Here is a 17,481-nt window from a genome sequence, read left to right as displayed (position 1 = left end):
GAAGATGATTTTTTATGTAAACTGAGGCACGAAGAGAAATCTAATCATATTAAGATTCCTCTTTGTAACTTATTCAGAATGACAAGCATATTTAAATACCCTCAACAAATTCTAAAAATACTTTTTTATGTAAATCTAGATCCATGTTAGCAGATAATGCAACACGTGCTATATAATCTTTATCACCTTCTTTAGTAGTTCCTTGTGTAGATGTTGCAGGAATCGTCCAATAACAACCTTTTAGTTGTCCATAACTAACACAGTACTTGCTTTCAGAAGGAATTTTGGTAATCATTAAATTGATTAGCTTTAAGTTTAAAGCTCTTTTGTAGGTTTCACGCTCAGCATCAGTATTACCTTTTGTTGGTAAATCTAACGAGAATACAGATGGTGTAAACCCTTGTTGTGCTAAAGCTTCTGACACAAAATTAATTTTTGCTTCTGGCAAATGTGTTTGTATAAAGTTTACAAACGCTCTGGTGTTTTTATAAGCATCTGCAATACGTTGATTCATGGATGGTAATTGCTTTGCCAATATTTGATATTGAAGATTGGTAGCTTCATTATCACAAAGTTGTAAATGTTGTTCAATTTTTTCGATTAATGCTTCAGACTTTTTATTCCCTACACAATAACCTGCTGTACATTGTCCACCACTCGGGAATTTTGATCCACTTGCAAATGATATGGTTCTTACGCTAGCCAATAAATTGTCTTCGCCTAAAAAGCGCACATTTGGACAAAACGTTTGATCTAAAATAAATACTGGATCTATAGCAATGCTACCAGTTGCAGTTTTGCGTTGTTGACTTAATACTGCTTTTAATTGGTTAAGGTCTGGTACTTCAACTCTTGGATTTGTAGGGATTTCTGCAATAATATAAGGTATAGCATCTTGTTTAGCAATACTTGCTAAAACCGTATCTATACTTTGTACCATGTCATTATCTCCATCGACTAATAAATCCACAACGTCCACATTATCAAGGCATGCAGCAACGCGTCTTGCTTGATCATTTGTACCACCATAACAATTTGGTGGTACCACTATTTTGATGGCTTTACCTTTATGGTTATCTACTGCATCATGGATTAAACCCATTAAAATAGCATATTGGATAGATAATCCACTAGAAGCTACTAATGCTTTTGTGCTTGTAGCTGTTATGTTTTTAATAGTACCAAAAACAACCGTTTTATTGTGGTCAGAACCTGAACCTGAAAGTGTACTCGTACCTGTTAAAATAGTTAAAGCAGTTAAACAATCTGCAGGTGTCATTGCAATGGTTTCTCTGCGTCGTACATGTTGTATGTCTGCAATATAGTTTTGGTTTTCTGCTCCATTAACTAATAAAACACTACCAATATTTTCATTAATATTAATACAAAAGTCAACGTTTGTTGTACAATTAAAATGGCAAATATTATCTTGTTGCGATACATAAATAGTGCTACCATCAAATTTAGTAATAGCTTCAACACTATCTACTTGGTTTAACTGAAACGTGTAACCATAAATATTTTTCAATACATCAGCATCAAAAGATTCTGGTAACTGACCAGAATAATTAATTTGAGTCTTTTTATTGTCTAATAAATTTTTTCTTAAAATAGATAGGATAGGAGTAGTCCTTGACGAAAAACTAATAATGTTGTCTGCTTTTTGATTGTGTAATTTTGCAATTGCCCATTCCAAAACACATGATAATGGATGACCTAACCTAATATAATCGTAAGCAGTTGGTAATTGGTCTAATGCTTTAGTGTCAGTTGTATTGTTATTAAACAACTCCTCAAACTGATTTAAAAACTGAACTTTAGCCAATTTTTCGTCATAAATATCTAGTCTGTGTGTTGTTAAATCTAGCCAACTTGTTGGCATATTTTGTATAACGTCTTTTATATAATTTAGCATTCTGTATCTTTTATAATGTTCAATTTTAAAAAAAAATAAGCATGTTTAGATGCTTTTTTCCGTCAAGCGGAATTTTTAAAATTTTGTCAAACAAAAGTATTGAAAATTATTGAGTCAGTTTTAGTGATTGACTTAATAAGACGTTAAAATTTTAGACTATTAAAATGAAGATTAAAAGGATGTTTTTTTGAGGTGAATTTTTTGAGTTTCGAATTTAAACTAACGTTTTGTGTATGGTTAGTGGCGGATTTAAAAGTACTTAACTTTCGGTTTAGTTCTTCGTTTATTAAATGCCAAGAACTTGATATTCAGCAGTAAGCCGCCATTAACTATACACGTTGTTGCCATTAGTTATTTTTTCGTTAGTTCTTTTTCCGTAATTTCTATTTCCTGAATTGTCCCTGACTTACTTGCTGTGAGATTATTTGCAGAATTTATAACTATGAAGTAAAAAATCTTATTGTTGAATTGAATGGATGGCGGAAAAACATTGCTGTTATCAGCTAAATTGAAATTCAATTCAGCTTTGTCCATATTAAATATCACTAAATAACCAACGTCTTTATTGTAGTCGTTTGCATACTTTACGATTTGGTTAAATCCATCTTTTATTCTTTCTTTTCCATACCCTTTTTCTCTGTCGAAAATTTTTATCTCAACTACCAAAGGGTCATCCGTTTCAATTTCTCCTATTATATCAGCTCTTCCAGAGGCAGAAGTTGGTGTAGAAAATGGATAGTCGATTCCTTGGTCAAAAAGGAATAATCTTAAATCATCTTCTAATATTTGTTCATAGCTTTTGTCTGCTGTCTGGTACTTGTCGAAAAGTTCCTTTTTTGTAAACCATTCTGTTCGCCTTTTATACTTTTCTAATAGGTAAATTGTTGAGTTTGATTTATCAAGCTTATCGTGTAAATAATAGATTATTGGTGAAATATAATCCTCAACAATTTTGGTTTTGGTTTCGTTGAAATCTCTACGAGAAAATATAATTAGATTATGTAGGTTATAATTTCCAGCTTCTTTAATTATATATTTCAGAAATTGATAGCAATAAGCTGTTTGGTGTATTTCGGATTCAAATTCCATATCGACACCTCTTCTTTCGCGTTCAGTCTGTTTGTCAAACTCTTCTTTAGTATAAGTGTGTTTAATTATCGTCTCTTGAATAAGTCCCTTTATTTGTGAGTTCGAATCAAGATTGTTGAGTAAATATTTTAATTGATTACCAAATTGAGCGTATGGTGCTCGATATAATCTGTTTTTCCATTCTTGTAAATCAGTTCTTAAATTATGGTTTGAGTAGCTCATTTTCCGAAATTCTTTAATGTGTTTTCAAGTTCTTTCAATGCGTCCGTCATACTGTCAATTCCTGTGTGGACAGAAGCTTCACTATCGGAAAGTCTTATTTGAATTTTACAATTATGGCAGTAAATAGTTTTCTCAGTTTTAGCATCAATCAACTGTATTTCATCTTGATATCCACATTTTGGACATTCCATATCTACCCATAAGTTGTCGAAGTCTATCATTTTCTAATTAATGGCAACGGTTTAACTGATATGACATCGTTTTAATGATTTATATCAGTAGTTAGTTTAAATTCGAAGTTAGTTGATTTTTTTGACAAAGTCAAGTCTATTTAATAAGCGTGTTTTAAAATTAGAGCAAAAAAAAACACAATCCAAAGGATTGTGCTTTTTTAATAATCTTAGATTAAACAATTACTGAATAGTTAGACTAAAAGTAGCTTCAATATCTGTTTCTCCTCCAGCATCACTAAGACCAGTATTTGGTTTTGTAGGCTCATGACGTAAAGTAAACGTTAAGTTTCCAGTACCAGCTGCACCAGTAATTAGTGTAAATTCTGTACCTAATTCATTTCCGTTAGCATCAAAATTAGTATATGTTATCGATGCGTTTAAACCTGTACCAATTGTATAGAAAAATTGGTGGTTTACATCTTCTTCTTCAACTTCTACAGTGATATCTTCTGCAGGACTTTCAGTTTCATTTAAAAGCACTATTGCTCCACTGTAAGACGTACCAGCAACTAAATCGCCAGATACAGTAACAACTGGTGCATCAGGACCATTTCCATCTAAATCTTGTGTTTGTAAAACAATGTCAGTTCCACCTGCATTAGGTGTTAAAGTTACAGTCATTGTTGTAATTACTTCTTCTTCGTTTACTGGTTCTGGAGCATCATCGTCGTTTGAACATGCTGTAAATACTATTGAAGTTAAAAGTATAAGTGATAATTGTTTTAAAGTTTTCATTGTTAATGTTTTTGTGTTAATAATTTAATTTTAATTGTAACATAATATTTCTTCCTAGATCATCAGCAAAATATCGTAATCTATTAAGGTTTTCTCTGTAATTAGTATTTAAAATATTTGTAATATTTAGACCAATATTTAAATCTGTTTTTTTAGACAAGTCTAGTGTAATATTACTTTGTAAATGAAATAAATGGTAGGTTGGAGGTGTAGTGCTTAAATCCACCAATACCATTTGTTCTGTTGTTGGAATATAGACTTCAAAATTATTATTTGGATAATCATTTTGACGTAAAACTAATTCGCTTTGTAATTCTGTATTAAAGTCAAGCCATTTTTTATTAGAATAACCAATACTATTTACTGTTTTTATTGAAGGTATATCTATTAAAGCTTGATTTTGACTTAAGTCTTTACCTTTTATAAAAGACGATTTATTTTTTACAAACCATTGGTCATTAATAGTATAGTTTGCAGTTAGATCCAATCCATATAAAGCTGCATTAGTTTGATTATAGCTCCAAACTGGAAAAGCACCACGAATGGTTTGTTCTGTTCCTGTAGGCTCTATAAATATATAATCGCTTATATGATTATAAAAAGCTTCAACATTTAATAAAAGACCTTTGTTATTATAATTATACGTTCCAGAAACACGATTGGATGTTTCTTGTTTTAAACGCAAGTCACCTAATTCAATCCTTGCTGCAGAGTGGTGTAAACCATCACTAAATAACTCGGATGGGTTAGGAGCTCTGTTTGATAAGCCATAATTAAAAATAAAGTTGCTTTTATCATTTAATTGATACGACATACCTGCAGATGCAGATACATTATGATAATTAAAAACAGGATTAGTCAATAATTGTGTGCCTAAATCTTCTATAAAAAGGTCAGAAAAATCGGTATCATAACCACGTTCTTCCCAACGACTTGTTATATAGAATTTTTTAGCATCAATTTGATTAAAATCATAGCGCACACCAAAATCTAAGTTGATGTCATTATTTATTCTTAAATCGGTAATAGCAAATACACCAAAGTCATATTTATCATAATCTGGTATTAAACGTCTGACACCTGTATTTGGGTTAGCAAAATTGTTTTGATAACCAGCATTAACACCAAATCTATAGGTAATATTATTTTTAGCGTCTAACTTTAAACTAGTTTTTAAAGTGTGTGTTTTTAATGTTAGGTCTATAGCAGGTGTGTCTTTATCATCACCAACACGTATATCATACTCAAAACGTTGATTATTTTGATAATCATATTGTACATCTAGACGTCCAAAGCTTTTAAAACGTTTATAAAACTCTGTTTTAAAAACATGATGTGTCACTTCTTGTTTTGGTGCATTAATATCATAGCTAAAATCTTCAATTACTGATGGTTGCTGATTATTAATGGCATTAACAAGATCTTCAATGTTTCCTATGTGTGATGCTCTTAAAATAGCAATTTCATTATCTAAATAACTATAATAGACATTAAACCCTTTTTCAAAAGTTTTAAATCCACCATTAATTGAAAATCCTTTAGAATTTAATCCTGAATTGGTTAAATTATAATCTGGAGTTTTAAAATTGCCAAAACGTTTTGTAGACGCTTGTGCACCTATATACCATCCTTTTTTGTACGTTTTAGTTAACGATGTGTTTAGATTATAGCCTTTACCATTGGTATGACCACTTACTATAGTTTTTCCGTAAAGCGAATCTTTTAAACTAATTTTTGATGGTTTCAATACAATAACTCCACCTATAGCATCTCCACCATAAGCTAAAGCATTTGCACCTTTTATTACGTTTATGCTTCCTGCGGTATTTAAATCGATGTTTGGTGCATGTTCAATTCCCCATTCTTGATCTTGAAGCCTAACACCATTTGTCATAACAATAATCCTACTGCTGTGTAATCCATTAATAACAGGTTTTACTATAGTACTTCCTGTATTAATAGACGACACACCACTAATCTGTTTTAAAGCATCACCTAAATTAAGTGAGCTAAAACGATCAATAGCATCGGTTTTTAAAAGAGTTTCTTGAGATGTTTTAGTTATTTTATTAGTAGTGCCTTTAACTTTAACTTCATTTAACTCTTCAATATGATGTTCTAGGTTAATTTCTAAAAATGTATCTCCTTTAATTGTGACGTTTAATCTTTTAGTTTCGCATCCAAGATGAGAAACTTCAATAACGACTTGATCATTACAAAGGTTATTTAAAGAAAACTGACCATTAGCATCAGTAATAGTATGTTTGTTAAGACTTTCGATAAAAATGGTAGCATTTATAATAGGTGTACCATCATGAAAATCATGCACTTCTCCTGTTAAGGTAGAATTACAATTTTGACTTTGTGATATGCTAAAAACACAGCAACACAAAACCATTATATAGTATTTCATTGTAAAAAATATTAGTTTAAATAATGACTTATTTTAAACTAAAAAAGGAGGTCCGTCGAAGAGAAAAAGATAATTGCTGATGATTATACTGAAAGTTATAAAATGTATTGTTTGTTTTAGAGTAGTTGTCTTCAATAATTATTGAGTAGCTATCTAAAAATGTATAAAAGTGAGAGTTAAGTTTAAATTTATAGAATTCGCATTCTAAATCTATTTCATGAACATGAGTTGTTGAATGGTCATCTGTACAAACCTCGTGTTTGTGATCCTCAAAAACATGATCAAACTTTACAGCAGAAGGTAATAATACAGCTAGTAATAATACTATTGCAGCTATCTTAAAGACTATATGTTGCTGTTTTTTCAATTAATTTAAAAATTTACCTAACCCAAATCTACGAAGCATCTTTTTTTCAAATTCCCAAAAGAATCTATGCTGTCCAAATAGCCAACCTAAAAACACTAAAAGTATTTGGTAGAAAATAATACCAATAATAATATATAATATCCAATAGATAAAGATATTTAAGTTTTCTTTAGTAATTCCAAGCCATTTAATAATAGGTTTACCTATAATTACAGAAGAGCTACCTGTAATAGCAAACACTATAAAAATACGAATCAATTCCCATTTATATTTTACTTTCCATTTTGATTCTAATTTTTTAAATAGAAATAAAACAAATTGCAATAAAATAAAAGTAATAATTAGGGTTAAAGCAACAACAAAAAACAAGTTACTGACACCAAATAGGTTTGCAAGCCTATAACTTGAATATATTAATCCAAAAAGTCCTAGGATAGGGAATAGGAGTTGCCAGTTTTGTTGTATCTGCCAGCTATTTTTAAATTTTTCCATTACAATTATTTGTCATTGCAAAGGTATGCAAACTCTTTAATTTGGAGGTACACGTCCACCTAAAAGATTTTGTCTATATCTGTTTTGAAAATACACAAAGTAATTATAAAGCTGATAATTAACATCATAGCCATAATCTATACCTTGTCTATAATCTATTTGCATTTCATAGAGATTGCTATTATAACGTTGTGGTTGTAACACGCGATTATTCCATGCGGTTACATAAAACGTATTTTTGTTCTCTAAATATTGTTGAGAATAGAACCCTTTTGGTTTAGCAGTAGTGCTTAACCAATTGCTAAAACCAGGTTCAATAATAATGATGTCGTACTCCGTTTCATCATTACTAATTGTAATAGTATCTCCAACTTGGGCTGAAGATTGGTCTGCTTTAGTAGTTTTTTTATTAGTACCACAGCTAAATGCTATTAATACTATAGCTACAATTAAAATTAAGTTTTTCATAACGGTCTCTTTTTACTAAAATACAAAATATAATATTGTGATTATATCAAAAAAAAAGCCAAACATAATGCTTGGCTTTTTAATATTATATAAAGAAATTATTATTTTCCAAATAATCCACCAAGAAGACCTCCTAAGCCTCCTGATTTTCCTGAAGAACCTCCAAGAACCATTCCTGCTACATCATCTATGATGCTACCATCACCATCGCTATCTAGCATTTTTTCTAGAAAACTTTGCTCTTTTGTTACTGCTCCTTGAGAACTAGCTCCACCAAGTAAACCACCTAATAAATCACCAATTCCACTTGAAGTTGTTACGTTATTTTGAGTAGCTGATTTACCTAAAACACCCATTAAAATTGGTGCTGCAACTTTAAGAATGTTACCTACAGATCCAATATCTAAACCAGATTTTTCACCAAGTACTTTTTCTACATTTTGTTGGTTACTTCCTAAGACGTGACCTAGTATTTTACCACCATCGTTTGTTACTTCCTCGTTAACTCCACCTCCAAAAAGGTCTCCTAAGTTATCTAAAATACTTCCGTTATGTTTACCTTTTATAGCACCTAGAAGTCCTTCTGCACCTTCTGGTGTAGACGCATTACGTTCCATTGCTTTCATTAAAACTGGTAAAGCCATGTTTAAAAGACTACCTGTTTTACCTTGGTCTGTTCCTGTTGATCCAGAAACACCGCTAATTATTGTTTTACCTAAATCTGAGTTTAGTAGGTCAAAAATTCCTGCCATTTTTTTAAAAAAATTAATAGTTAATAAATTATTAGTTGTAATGTACAAAAAAAAGCCACATAGTTATTATGTAGCTTTTTATTATTTTTTTAAATTAAATAAATCCGTTTAACGGTATCTTTTATCCGTTTAACAGAATACTCTTGATTTGCGTTGCTAATTCTGTTCCAATTCTATCTTGTGCTTCATTTGTAGCAGCACCAATGTGTGGAGTTAATGATAATGCATTATTCATTAGTAATTGTAATTCTGGTTTAGGTTCTTTTTCAAAAACATCTAAAGCAGCTCCAGCAACTTTTCCTTTTTCTATTGCTTGCACAAGAGCAACTTCATTTAGTACTCCACCACGAGCAGCATTAGCAAGAATTACACCATCCTTCATCATGTTAAATTCGGCTTCGTCTATAACGTATTCTTTTTGAGCTGGTACATGAAGTGTTAAAAAATCTGATTGTTTTAAAACTTCTTCTTTAGAGATGGTTTTAATGTTAAAGTTTACACTTTGTCCATCAAAAAAGTCTAATTTTAAATCTGCTGTTTCTAAAAACGGATCGAATGCAATAACTTTCATTCCGGCACCTAACGCAACTTTTGCTGTTGCTTGACCAATACGACCAAATCCTAAAACACCTAAAGTTTTACCTTTAAGTTCTGTTCCTTTTGCATAAGCTTTTTTAAGACCTTTAAAATTAGTATCTCCTTCTAAAGGCATATCTCTGTTTGAGTTATGAAGGAAACGTGCAATACTATATAAGTGACCAAATACTAATTCTGCAACAGAGTGAGAAGAAGCTGCTGGTGTATTAATAACTTTTAATCCTTTATCTCTAGCATATTGAACATCTATGTTGTCCATACCTACACCACCACGACCTATTATTTTTAGGCTTGAACACGCATCTATTAAATCTTTACGAACTATAGTTGCGCTTCTTACTAAAAGAACTATAATGTTATTTTCGTTGATATAATTTATTAATTGCTCTTGTGCAACTGTTGTTGTATTGACGTCAAATCCTGCAGCTTCTAAAGCGTCAATTCCGCTTTGTGAGATTCCGTCGTTTGCTAATACTTTCATTTTTGTTTTTATTTTAGGTTTAGAATAAATAAATGCAGATTGCAGATATATACTTTAAACTATTTTATGCTTTACTTTCTAATTCGCTCATTATTTCGACAAGTTCTTTAACACTGTCTAAAGACAAAGCGTTGTACATGCTTGCTCTGTAACCTCCAACACTTCTGTGTCCATTAAGACCTCTAATACCAGCTTCTTTCCACATAGTATCAAAGGTTTCTTTTAAATCTTCATTTTCTAAAGTAAAAGTTGCATTCATAATAGAACGATCTTCTTTTGCAGCAAACCCTTTAAATAATGGGTTTAAATCTATTTCAGAATATATTAAGCGTGCTTTCTTTTCGTTTTCTTCCTCAATTGCTTTAATTCCTCCTAAATCCTTTAACCATTGTAATGTTAACATAGAAGTGTAAACCGCAAAAACAGGAGGCGTATTAAACATACTGCTTTTGTCTATGTGTACTTTATAATCTAACATTGATGGGATTTTTCTTGATACTTTTCCTAAAACATCTTCTTTAACAACAACTAAAGTTGTTCCAGCTGGACCCATATTTTTTTGAGCTCCTGCATAAATTAAATCAAATTTAGAGAAATCTAAAGTACGAGAAAAAATATCGCTACTCATATCACAAACCATAGGGATAGGAGAGTTTGGAAATTGTTTCATTTGTGTTCCAAAAATGGTGTTATTTGAAGTACAGTGAAAATAGTCATGGTCACTAGGTATTTCGTATCCTTTTGGAATATAATTGTAATTGGCGTCTTTAGAAGAGGCAACTTCTAAAATATCGTCAAAAATTTTAGCTTCTTTTATAGATTTATCTGCCCAAGTCCCTGAATTTAGGTAAGCAGCTTTTTTTTCTAAAAGATTTTGAGCCACCATTAAAAATTGTGTGCTTGCTCCACCTTGTAAAAACAAAGCTTTATAACCTTTACCTTCTAAGCCTAAAAGCTCTAAAGCTAAAGATCTAGCTTGATCCATAATGTCAACAAATGCTTTGCTTCTATGGGAGATTTCGATTAAGGATAAACCGTTATCATAATCTAAAACAGCTTGTGATGCTTTTTGTAATACTTCTTTAGGTAACACGCAAGGTCCTGCGCTAAAATTATGTTTATACATGGTAAAAACTATTATTTTCTGTTTATACAGAAATTATCTATTTTTTGATTTACAAAGGTGCTAATTATTGTATTAAAAAAAGTTAAGAATTTAATAATTTATCAACTAAATCTTTAACAAAAATGCAATTGTGTCTATGTCATCAGCAAAATCTTGAAGATCTGGTTTTTGAGTGTTTCCAAACTGAATCTCAGATGCGTTAAAATTGTGTGCAACAACACATTGTATTAAATCCTTATCAGTTTCAATTTTTTGTTTTAAACTTTCAGAAGAATCATAATACTCATAAAACATTGTGGCAATAGGAGATGAGTAGCTTTTATCTTCTTTAATCATTAAAAAGCCATTTTCAAGCATATCAAATTCACTCATTAAATATACAGCCTTATTATAGTCGTAATTATTTGCGTATTTATTTTCATGAATAATCGGGTTCCATTTATACATGGCTTCAAAAAAAGCATCAAATTTATAATCTATAGGAACAAATAATTTGGAGACATTTCTACAACCTAATCCATAATATCTAAATATATCTTCTGATAATGCATCTAATTGGTCTTTGGTTTCGTTACCAGTTAATATTGCAACAGAGTTTCTGTTTTTTCTAATTATAGAAGGTTTGTTTTTAAAGTAATATTCAAAATATCTAGCAGTATTATTACTTCCTGTAGCAATAACTGCGTCAAAATCTTTTAGCTTATCTTCTGTAAAATTAATTTTACCTTTTAATTTAGGTTCTACATATTCTAAATATTTAGCCAAATATGGTAATAATTGTTTGTCGTTAGAAGACTGTTTAACTAAAACTTCATGCCCAGAAATTAAAACAGATAAAAAGTCATGAAAACCTACTAAAGGTATATTTCCAGCCATTATTATTGCAACTTTTTTTGCAGAAACAGCATCAAAATTATAATCTTTAAGCCAAGCTTCTAGATTATCTTTAGTTAAAGATTCTGACCATCCTTTAATAGCAAATGCTATATTGTTTGGTGTAAACCATCCATTATGTTCTTTGGCTAGTTTAATTTGATGTTTAAAACCATCAAAAAACAAATCGTTATGAAGGATGTTTTCTTGTTTTTCTATACTTGTTGATGAAAATTGACCTAAAAAACGACCTAATTGTATAAAAGCTTCTGTTATGTAATATTTGTTACTCATTATTATTTGTATAACACCTTTTTTGGCTTTATTTTTGCAATGCAAAGTTAAGTAAACAAAAAGATTTAAAATACGCTATGGCAATTATTATAACAGACGAATGTATTAACTGTGGAGCTTGTGAACCAGAATGCCCAAACACTGCTATTTACGAAGGAGCAGACGATTGGAGATACAAAGATGGAACAAGTCTAGAAGGAAATTTAGTTTTAACTAATGGAAAGGAAGTTGATGCAGAAGAAGCACAAGAGCCTATAAGTGATGAAATCTATTACATTGTACCTGATAAATGTACAGAATGTGTAGGTTTTCATGAAGAGCCACAATGTGCAGCTGTATGTCCTGTAGATTGTTGTGTACCTGATGATGATAATGTAGAGACTGAAGATGTCCTTTTAGGAAAGCAAAAATTTATGCATCCAGATGGTTAATTTTTAACTATTAAACATAATTTTAATCTCAAGTTTTTACTTGAGATTTTTTTATTAATAAAAAGACTAGAATTAACTACATTTGCAATCTCAATAAAAGAAGTTTAATTAAATAGATTTCCGCTTTTGCGGAAAATAAATATGAAAGCAGGAATTGTAGGACTACCTAATGTTGGTAAATCAACATTATTTAATTGTTTGTCTAATGCTAAAGCGCAAAGTGCAAACTTTCCGTTTTGTACTATAGAGCCAAACATAGGTGTGGTTAATGTACCAGATCCAAGATTAGAAAAACTAGAAAGTTTAGTAAATCCAGAACGTGTAATGCCAGCAACTGTAGAGATTGTTGATATTGCAGGTTTAGTAAAAGGAGCTAGTAAAGGAGAAGGTTTAGGAAATCAATTTTTAGCTAATATTAGAGAGACAGATGCTATTTTGCACGTACTACGTTGTTTTGACAACGATAATATAGTGCATGTTGATGGTAATGTAAATCCAATAAGAGATAAAGAAACTATTGATATAGAACTACAATTAAAAGACCTTGATACTGTTGAAAAAAAGCTAGATAAAGTTAAGCGTGCTGCAAAAACAGGAAATAAAGAAGCGCAAGCAGAAGAAGCTGTTTTATTAAAGCTAAAAGAAGCTTTAGAAGCAGGAAAATCTGTAAGAGCTTTAGAGTTTTCTGATGAAGATTATAAAGACTATGTAAAGCCATCACAACTAATTACAGACAAACCTGTAATGTATGTTTGTAATGTAGACGAAAGTAGTGCTGTAAATGGTAATGCTTATGTAGAGTTGGTAAAAGAAGCTGTAAAAGATGAAAACGCAGAAGTTTTAGTATTAGCAGTAGGTACAGAAGCAGATATTAATGAGTTGGACGACTACGAAGAGCGTCAAATGTTTTTAGCAGATATTGGTTTGGAAGAACCAGGAGCTGCTAAATTAATAAGATCAGCTTATAAATTATTAAATCAACAAACTTATTTTACAGCTGGAGTAAAAGAAGTAAGAGCTTGGACAATAAATGTTGGTGCAACTGGACCACAAGCAGCAGGAGTTATTCATACAGATTTTGAAAAAGGCTTTATTCGTGCAGAGGTTATTGGTTATGATGATTATATAGAATATGGAAGTGAAGCCAAAGTAAAAGAAGCAGGAAAAATGAGGGTAGAAGGTAAGGCTTACGTTGTTAAAGATGGAGATGTTATGCATTTCTTATTTAATGTGTAAGTAGTACTTTTAATATATAATAAAGCGCCATAATGAAGTATTTCATTATGGCGTTTTGTATTTTTATAATAAAGTTATTTATATGCCAATAATAGAACTTAAAACAATAATTAAAGCAGATACTAAAACATGTTTTGATTTGTCAAGAAATATAGATTTTCATAAAAAATCTATGAAGCATTCTAACGAAAAAGCTATTGCTGGAAAAACTTCTGGTTTGATTGGACTTGGAGAGTCTGTAACTTGGGAAGCTGTACATTTTGGTGTAAAACAACAATTGTCTTCAAAAATAACTCAATTTGATTCGCCTAATTATTTTGTAGACGAAATGGTTTTTGGAGCTTTTAAAAGTTTTAAGCACGAACATATATTTAAGTCAGAAGGAAGTAATACAATTATGATTGATAAATTTGAGTTTAAATCACCTTTTGGTGTTTTAGGACAATTGGCAAACACCTTATTTTTAACAAAGTACATGGCAAATTTACTTAAGACTCGTAATCAATTTTTAAAAGCCGAAGCAGAAAAATAATATAACTGAACATCGTATTTTAATAATTTTCTAAAATTTGGTTAAAAAAACACTCTTTAATTTCATTTAATGAAATCAAAAAAAACGTTTGCTCAAGGTGTTTTAATAGGTGTTTTAGGTATTGTATTGTTTTCTTCAAAAGCAGTAATGGTCAAGCTTGCATATAATTATAAAATAGATGCAATTAGCATGTTGCTTTTAAGGATGTTATTTTCATTTCCGTTTTATATTGTAATTGCTTATTTGTATAGAAATGATAAAAATAAGTATTCAGATATTAGCATTAAAGATTACTATTGGCTTATCTTTTTTGGAGCAATTGGCTATTATTTGGCAAGTTTTTTTGACTTTGTAGGTTTGACATATATTAAAGCAAGTTTAGAACGTATTATTCTATTTGTATATCCAACTATTGTATTGTTGTTTAATAAATTATTTCTTAAAAAGGCAATTAATACCAACCAAAAATTAGCAATTTTAATAACCTATTTAGGAATAATAATTACGTTTGGTACAGAAGTTAGTATTACTGGAAGTAATGTATATTTGGGTGGTTTTTTTGTCTTATTAAGCGCAATAACTTATGCTTCATATTTAGTAGATAGTGGTTGGTTAATTCCAAAATTTGGAGTGGTTAGATTTACAGCATATGCTATGTTGGTTTCTTGTGTTTGTGTATTTATACATTATGGAATAGTATCAGATTTTAATATCTTTAATTTTCCTTGGCAAGTGTATTTTTTAGGGCTTTTAATTGCAATTTTTGCAACAGTAATACCTTCATTTCTGGTGTCAAAATCTATAAAATTGATTAGTTCTTCTAACTTTGCAGTAGTAGCAGCTATTGGACCAATTTCTACAATAATTTTAGCAGTTGTTTTTTTAAATGAAAAATTAACTTTACTGCAAGTTTTTGGGACTTTAATAGTAATTACTGGAATCTTACTAGTGTCAAAAAACAAAAAGTAAGTTGTTTTTACAAAATTTACTTTAAGAATGACGTTCTCAACAAGATTAATGATTTATTGTTAATTACTTTATTGATGCAGTGTTTCATTTTTTAAAACGTTATATTATATTGCATCTTATCACAAAATTTAATAAATTCTATGTCTGAACAAACCAAATATACCGAAGACAATATACGATCACTAGACTGGAAAGAGCATATCAGAATGCGTCCAGGTATGTATATTGGTAAGCTTGGTGATGGATCGTCTCCAGATGATGGAATATACATTTTACTAAAAGAAGTTTTAGATAATTCTATTGACGAATTTGTCATGGGAGCTGGTAAAACTATCGAGATTTCTATACAAGGCACTAAGGTTATTGTGCGTGATTATGGACGTGGTATTCCGTTAGGAAAAGTCGTAGATGTTGTATCTAAGATGAATACAGGAGGAAAGTATGACTCCAAAGCCTTTAAAAAATCTGTAGGATTAAATGGTGTAGGTACAAAAGCAGTAAATGCTTTATCATCTTATTTTAGAGTAGAATCGTCTAGAGATGGTAAAAGTGCATCAGCAGATTTTGAACAAGGAAACCTTATAGATCAAGAGCTTCTGGAGGAAACTTCTAGAAGAAAAGGAACAAAAGTCTCTTTCATTCCTGACGAGATTATATTTAAAAATTACAAATACAGACCAGAATATGTAGTTAAAATGCTAAAAAACTATGTGTACCTAAATCCAGGTTTGACCATAGTTTTTAATGGAGAAAAGTATTATAGCGAAAACGGTCTAAAAGATTTATTATCTGAAAAAATAGCCGAAACAGATTTATTATACCCAATCATTCATCTTCGTGGAGATGATATAGAAGTAGCATTAACACATAGTAAAACACAGTATAGCGAGGAATATAACAGTTTTGTAAACGGACAAAACACAACACAAGGAGGTACGCATTTAAATGCCTTTAGAGAAGCTGTTGTAAAAACAATACGCGATTTTTACGGAAAGCAATATGATGCATCAGATATCAGAAAATCAATTGTATCTGCAATTGCTATAAAAGTAATGGAACCTGTATTTGAAAGTCAGACCAAGACAAAATTAGGGTCTACAGATATGGGAGGAGACCTACCAACTGTAAGAACTTATATTAACGACTTTTTAAAAACGTATCTAGATAATTATTTGCATAAAAATCCAGATACTGCAGAGAAAATCCAACGTAAAATATTACAAGCAGAACGTGAGCGTAAAGAGTTATCTGGAATTAGAAAACTAGCAAAAGATAGAGCTAAAAAAGCTAGTCTGCATAATAAAAAATTACGCGATTGTCGTGTGCATTTTGGAGATGCTAAAAACCCCAGAAATTTAGAGTCCACTTTGTTTATAACGGAAGGAGACTCTGCATCTGGTAGTATTACAAAATCTAGAGATGTTAATACACAAGCAGTTTTTAGTTTAAAAGGAAAACCGCTTAACTGTTATGGGTTATCTAAAAAAATAGTTTACGAAAACGAAGAATTTAATCTGCTTCAAGCAGCATTAAACATAGAAGAATCTCTGGAAGATTTAAGATATAATAATGTAGTTATTGCAACAGATGCAGATGTAGATGGTATGCACATTAGGTTATTATTGATTACATTTTTTCTTCAGTTTTTTCCAGAAGTTATAAAAGAAGGTCATTTATATATCTTACAAACACCATTGTTTAGAGTACGTAATAAAAAGGAAACAATTTATTGCTATAGTGATGAAGAGCGACGTGATGCAATTGAAAAACTAAAACCAAAACCAGAGATTACTAGATTTAAAGGTTTAGGTGAAATTTCTCCAGACGAATTTGTACATTTTATAGGAGAAGATATACGTTTAGATCCTGTAATGTTAGATGATAATATGTCTATTGAAGAATTGTTATCCTTTTACATGGGAAAAAACACACCAACCAGACAAGAGTTTATTATTGACAATTTGAAAGTGGAGTTGGATTTAATTGAGGACTAAATTCCTGAGAAATCAGGAATCTATTAGTAAAGAATAGATAAATTTAAAAATAACAAAAAGATTAAATAGAATTAAAAATTAATGAAGACGTCTAAATTATTCGATAAAATAATGATTGTTATTTCTTCAGGACTTTTGCTAGCTGGTTTTTTTCAGCTGGATTATAATGAGCTATTTAATAGAAAAAATGGTACTGCTTTTTTAGTAATTATGGCTATGATATTTGTTATAATTTCTTGTGTAATAAGGATTAAAAATTCAT

Annotated in this window: 16 protein-coding genes; 5 read left to right on the top strand and 11 right to left on the bottom strand. The window is 30.5% G+C overall.

From position 1 onward, the window contains the following. Positions 1 to 91: 91 nt before the first annotated feature. From SJY17_RS12115 to SJY17_RS12065, 11 genes are all read right to left on the bottom strand, one after another. The gene (locus SJY17_RS12115) at positions 92 to 1,915 is read right to left on the bottom strand and encodes a PLP-dependent transferase (RefSeq protein WP_397362822.1); all 1,824 of its coding nucleotides are present in this window, start codon (positions 1,913 to 1,915) and stop codon (positions 92 to 94) included. Positions 1,916 to 2,266: 351 nt separating this feature from the next. Continuing rightward, positions 2,267 to 3,226 (bottom strand): hypothetical protein, encoded by a 960-nt coding sequence (locus SJY17_RS12110; RefSeq protein WP_397362821.1) that lies wholly within the window; start codon positions 3,224 to 3,226, stop codon positions 2,267 to 2,269. A gap of 413 nt (positions 3,227 to 3,639) precedes the next feature. Beyond that, complete coding sequence (locus tag SJY17_RS12105) at positions 3,640 to 4,194, bottom strand: type 1 periplasmic binding fold superfamily protein (protein ID WP_397362820.1); 555 nt, start codon at positions 4,192 to 4,194, stop codon at positions 3,640 to 3,642. Positions 4,195 to 4,210: 16 nt separating this feature from the next. After that, entirely contained in the window at positions 4,211 to 6,607 is a 2,397-nt protein-coding gene (locus SJY17_RS12100; RefSeq protein WP_397362819.1) for a TonB-dependent receptor, read from the bottom strand. A gap of 28 nt (positions 6,608 to 6,635) precedes the next feature. Continuing rightward, on the bottom strand, positions 6,636 to 6,974 hold the full coding sequence (locus tag SJY17_RS12095; RefSeq protein WP_397362818.1) for a hypothetical protein: 339 nt from the start codon (positions 6,972 to 6,974) through the stop codon (positions 6,636 to 6,638). Further along, entirely contained in the window at positions 6,975 to 7,466 is a 492-nt protein-coding gene (locus SJY17_RS12090) for a DUF6787 family protein (protein WP_397362817.1), read from the bottom strand. 36 nt (positions 7,467 to 7,502) lie between these two features. Further along, entirely contained in the window at positions 7,503 to 7,934 is a 432-nt protein-coding gene (locus tag SJY17_RS12085; RefSeq protein ID WP_397362816.1) for a DUF6146 family protein, read from the bottom strand. 101 nt (positions 7,935 to 8,035) lie between these two features. Next, entirely contained in the window at positions 8,036 to 8,686 is a 651-nt protein-coding gene (locus SJY17_RS12080) for a DUF937 domain-containing protein (protein ID WP_397362815.1), read from the bottom strand. 121 nt (positions 8,687 to 8,807) lie between these two features. Next, entirely contained in the window at positions 8,808 to 9,764 is a 957-nt protein-coding gene (locus SJY17_RS12075; RefSeq protein ID WP_397362814.1) for a D-2-hydroxyacid dehydrogenase, read from the bottom strand. 64 nt (positions 9,765 to 9,828) lie between these two features. Further along, positions 9,829 to 10,890: a 3-phosphoserine/phosphohydroxythreonine transaminase gene (gene serC / locus SJY17_RS12070; RefSeq protein ID WP_397362812.1), complete on the bottom strand. Its 1,062-nt coding sequence runs from the start codon at positions 10,888 to 10,890 to the stop codon at positions 9,829 to 9,831. 105 nt (positions 10,891 to 10,995) lie between these two features. Continuing rightward, positions 10,996 to 12,057: an acyl-CoA reductase gene (locus SJY17_RS12065; RefSeq protein ID WP_397362811.1), complete on the bottom strand. Its 1,062-nt coding sequence runs from the start codon at positions 12,055 to 12,057 to the stop codon at positions 10,996 to 10,998. 77 nt (positions 12,058 to 12,134) lie between these two features. Here SJY17_RS12065 and SJY17_RS12060 point away from each other — a divergent pair, with 77 nt between their 5' ends. The 5 genes from SJY17_RS12060 (at position 12,135) to SJY17_RS12040 (ending at position 17,219) form a co-directional block, all read left to right on the top strand. After that, positions 12,135 to 12,488 carry a 4Fe-4S dicluster domain-containing protein gene (locus tag SJY17_RS12060; protein WP_397362810.1) on the top strand — a complete coding sequence of 118 codons (354 nt, stop codon included), beginning with the start codon at positions 12,135 to 12,137 and terminating at the stop codon, positions 12,486 to 12,488. A 141-nt stretch (positions 12,489 to 12,629) separates the two neighbouring features. After that, positions 12,630 to 13,724, top strand: coding sequence for a redox-regulated ATPase YchF (gene ychF / locus SJY17_RS12055; protein ID WP_397362809.1), 1,095 nt, complete (start codon positions 12,630 to 12,632; stop codon positions 13,722 to 13,724). A gap of 82 nt (positions 13,725 to 13,806) precedes the next feature. Beyond that, a complete protein-coding gene (locus tag SJY17_RS12050; protein ID WP_397362808.1) occupies positions 13,807 to 14,256 on the top strand; it encodes a cell division protein in 450 nt (149 codons plus the stop codon). A gap of 69 nt (positions 14,257 to 14,325) precedes the next feature. After that, positions 14,326 to 15,225 (top strand): DMT family transporter, encoded by a 900-nt coding sequence (locus tag SJY17_RS12045; RefSeq protein WP_397362807.1) that lies wholly within the window; start codon positions 14,326 to 14,328, stop codon positions 15,223 to 15,225. Positions 15,226 to 15,365: 140 nt separating this feature from the next. After that, positions 15,366 to 17,219: a DNA topoisomerase IV subunit B gene (locus tag SJY17_RS12040; protein WP_397362806.1), complete on the top strand. Its 1,854-nt coding sequence runs from the start codon at positions 15,366 to 15,368 to the stop codon at positions 17,217 to 17,219. Positions 17,220 to 17,481: the final 262 nt, after the last annotated feature.

The sequence above is a fragment of the Olleya sp. R77988 genome (assembly GCF_044594215.1).
In the GTDB taxonomy this organism is placed as follows: domain Bacteria; phylum Bacteroidota; class Bacteroidia; order Flavobacteriales; family Flavobacteriaceae; genus Olleya.
Note: the sequence above shows the minus strand (reverse complement) of the source record. Positions and strands in the feature narration are given on the sequence as shown.

Coding starts and splice junctions, on each gene's coding strand:
- SJY17_RS12115 (WP_397362822.1), bottom strand. CDS start 1,915: ATGCTAAATTATATAAAAGACGTTATACAAAATATGCCAACAAGTTGG.
- SJY17_RS12110 (WP_397362821.1), bottom strand. CDS start 3,226: ATGAGCTACTCAAACCATAATTTAAGAACTGATTTACAAGAATGGAAA.
- SJY17_RS12105 (WP_397362820.1), bottom strand. CDS start 4,194: ATGAAAACTTTAAAACAATTATCACTTATACTTTTAACTTCAATAGTA.
- SJY17_RS12100 (WP_397362819.1), bottom strand. CDS start 6,607: ATGAAATACTATATAATGGTTTTGTGTTGCTGTGTTTTTAGCATATCA.
- SJY17_RS12090 (WP_397362817.1), bottom strand. CDS start 7,466: ATGGAAAAATTTAAAAATAGCTGGCAGATACAACAAAACTGGCAACTC.
- SJY17_RS12085 (WP_397362816.1), bottom strand. CDS start 7,934: ATGAAAAACTTAATTTTAATTGTAGCTATAGTATTAATAGCATTTAGC.
- SJY17_RS12080 (WP_397362815.1), bottom strand. CDS start 8,686: ATGGCAGGAATTTTTGACCTACTAAACTCAGATTTAGGTAAAACAATA.
- SJY17_RS12075 (WP_397362814.1), bottom strand. CDS start 9,764: ATGAAAGTATTAGCAAACGACGGAATCTCACAAAGCGGAATTGACGCT.
- serC (WP_397362812.1), bottom strand. CDS start 10,890: ATGTATAAACATAATTTTAGCGCAGGACCTTGCGTGTTACCTAAAGAA.
- SJY17_RS12065 (WP_397362811.1), bottom strand. CDS start 12,057: ATGAGTAACAAATATTACATAACAGAAGCTTTTATACAATTAGGTCGT.
- SJY17_RS12060 (WP_397362810.1), top strand. CDS start 12,135: ATGGCAATTATTATAACAGACGAATGTATTAACTGTGGAGCTTGTGAA.
- ychF (WP_397362809.1), top strand. CDS start 12,630: ATGAAAGCAGGAATTGTAGGACTACCTAATGTTGGTAAATCAACATTA.
- SJY17_RS12050 (WP_397362808.1), top strand. CDS start 13,807: ATGCCAATAATAGAACTTAAAACAATAATTAAAGCAGATACTAAAACA.
- SJY17_RS12045 (WP_397362807.1), top strand. CDS start 14,326: ATGAAATCAAAAAAAACGTTTGCTCAAGGTGTTTTAATAGGTGTTTTA.
- SJY17_RS12040 (WP_397362806.1), top strand. CDS start 15,366: ATGTCTGAACAAACCAAATATACCGAAGACAATATACGATCACTAGAC.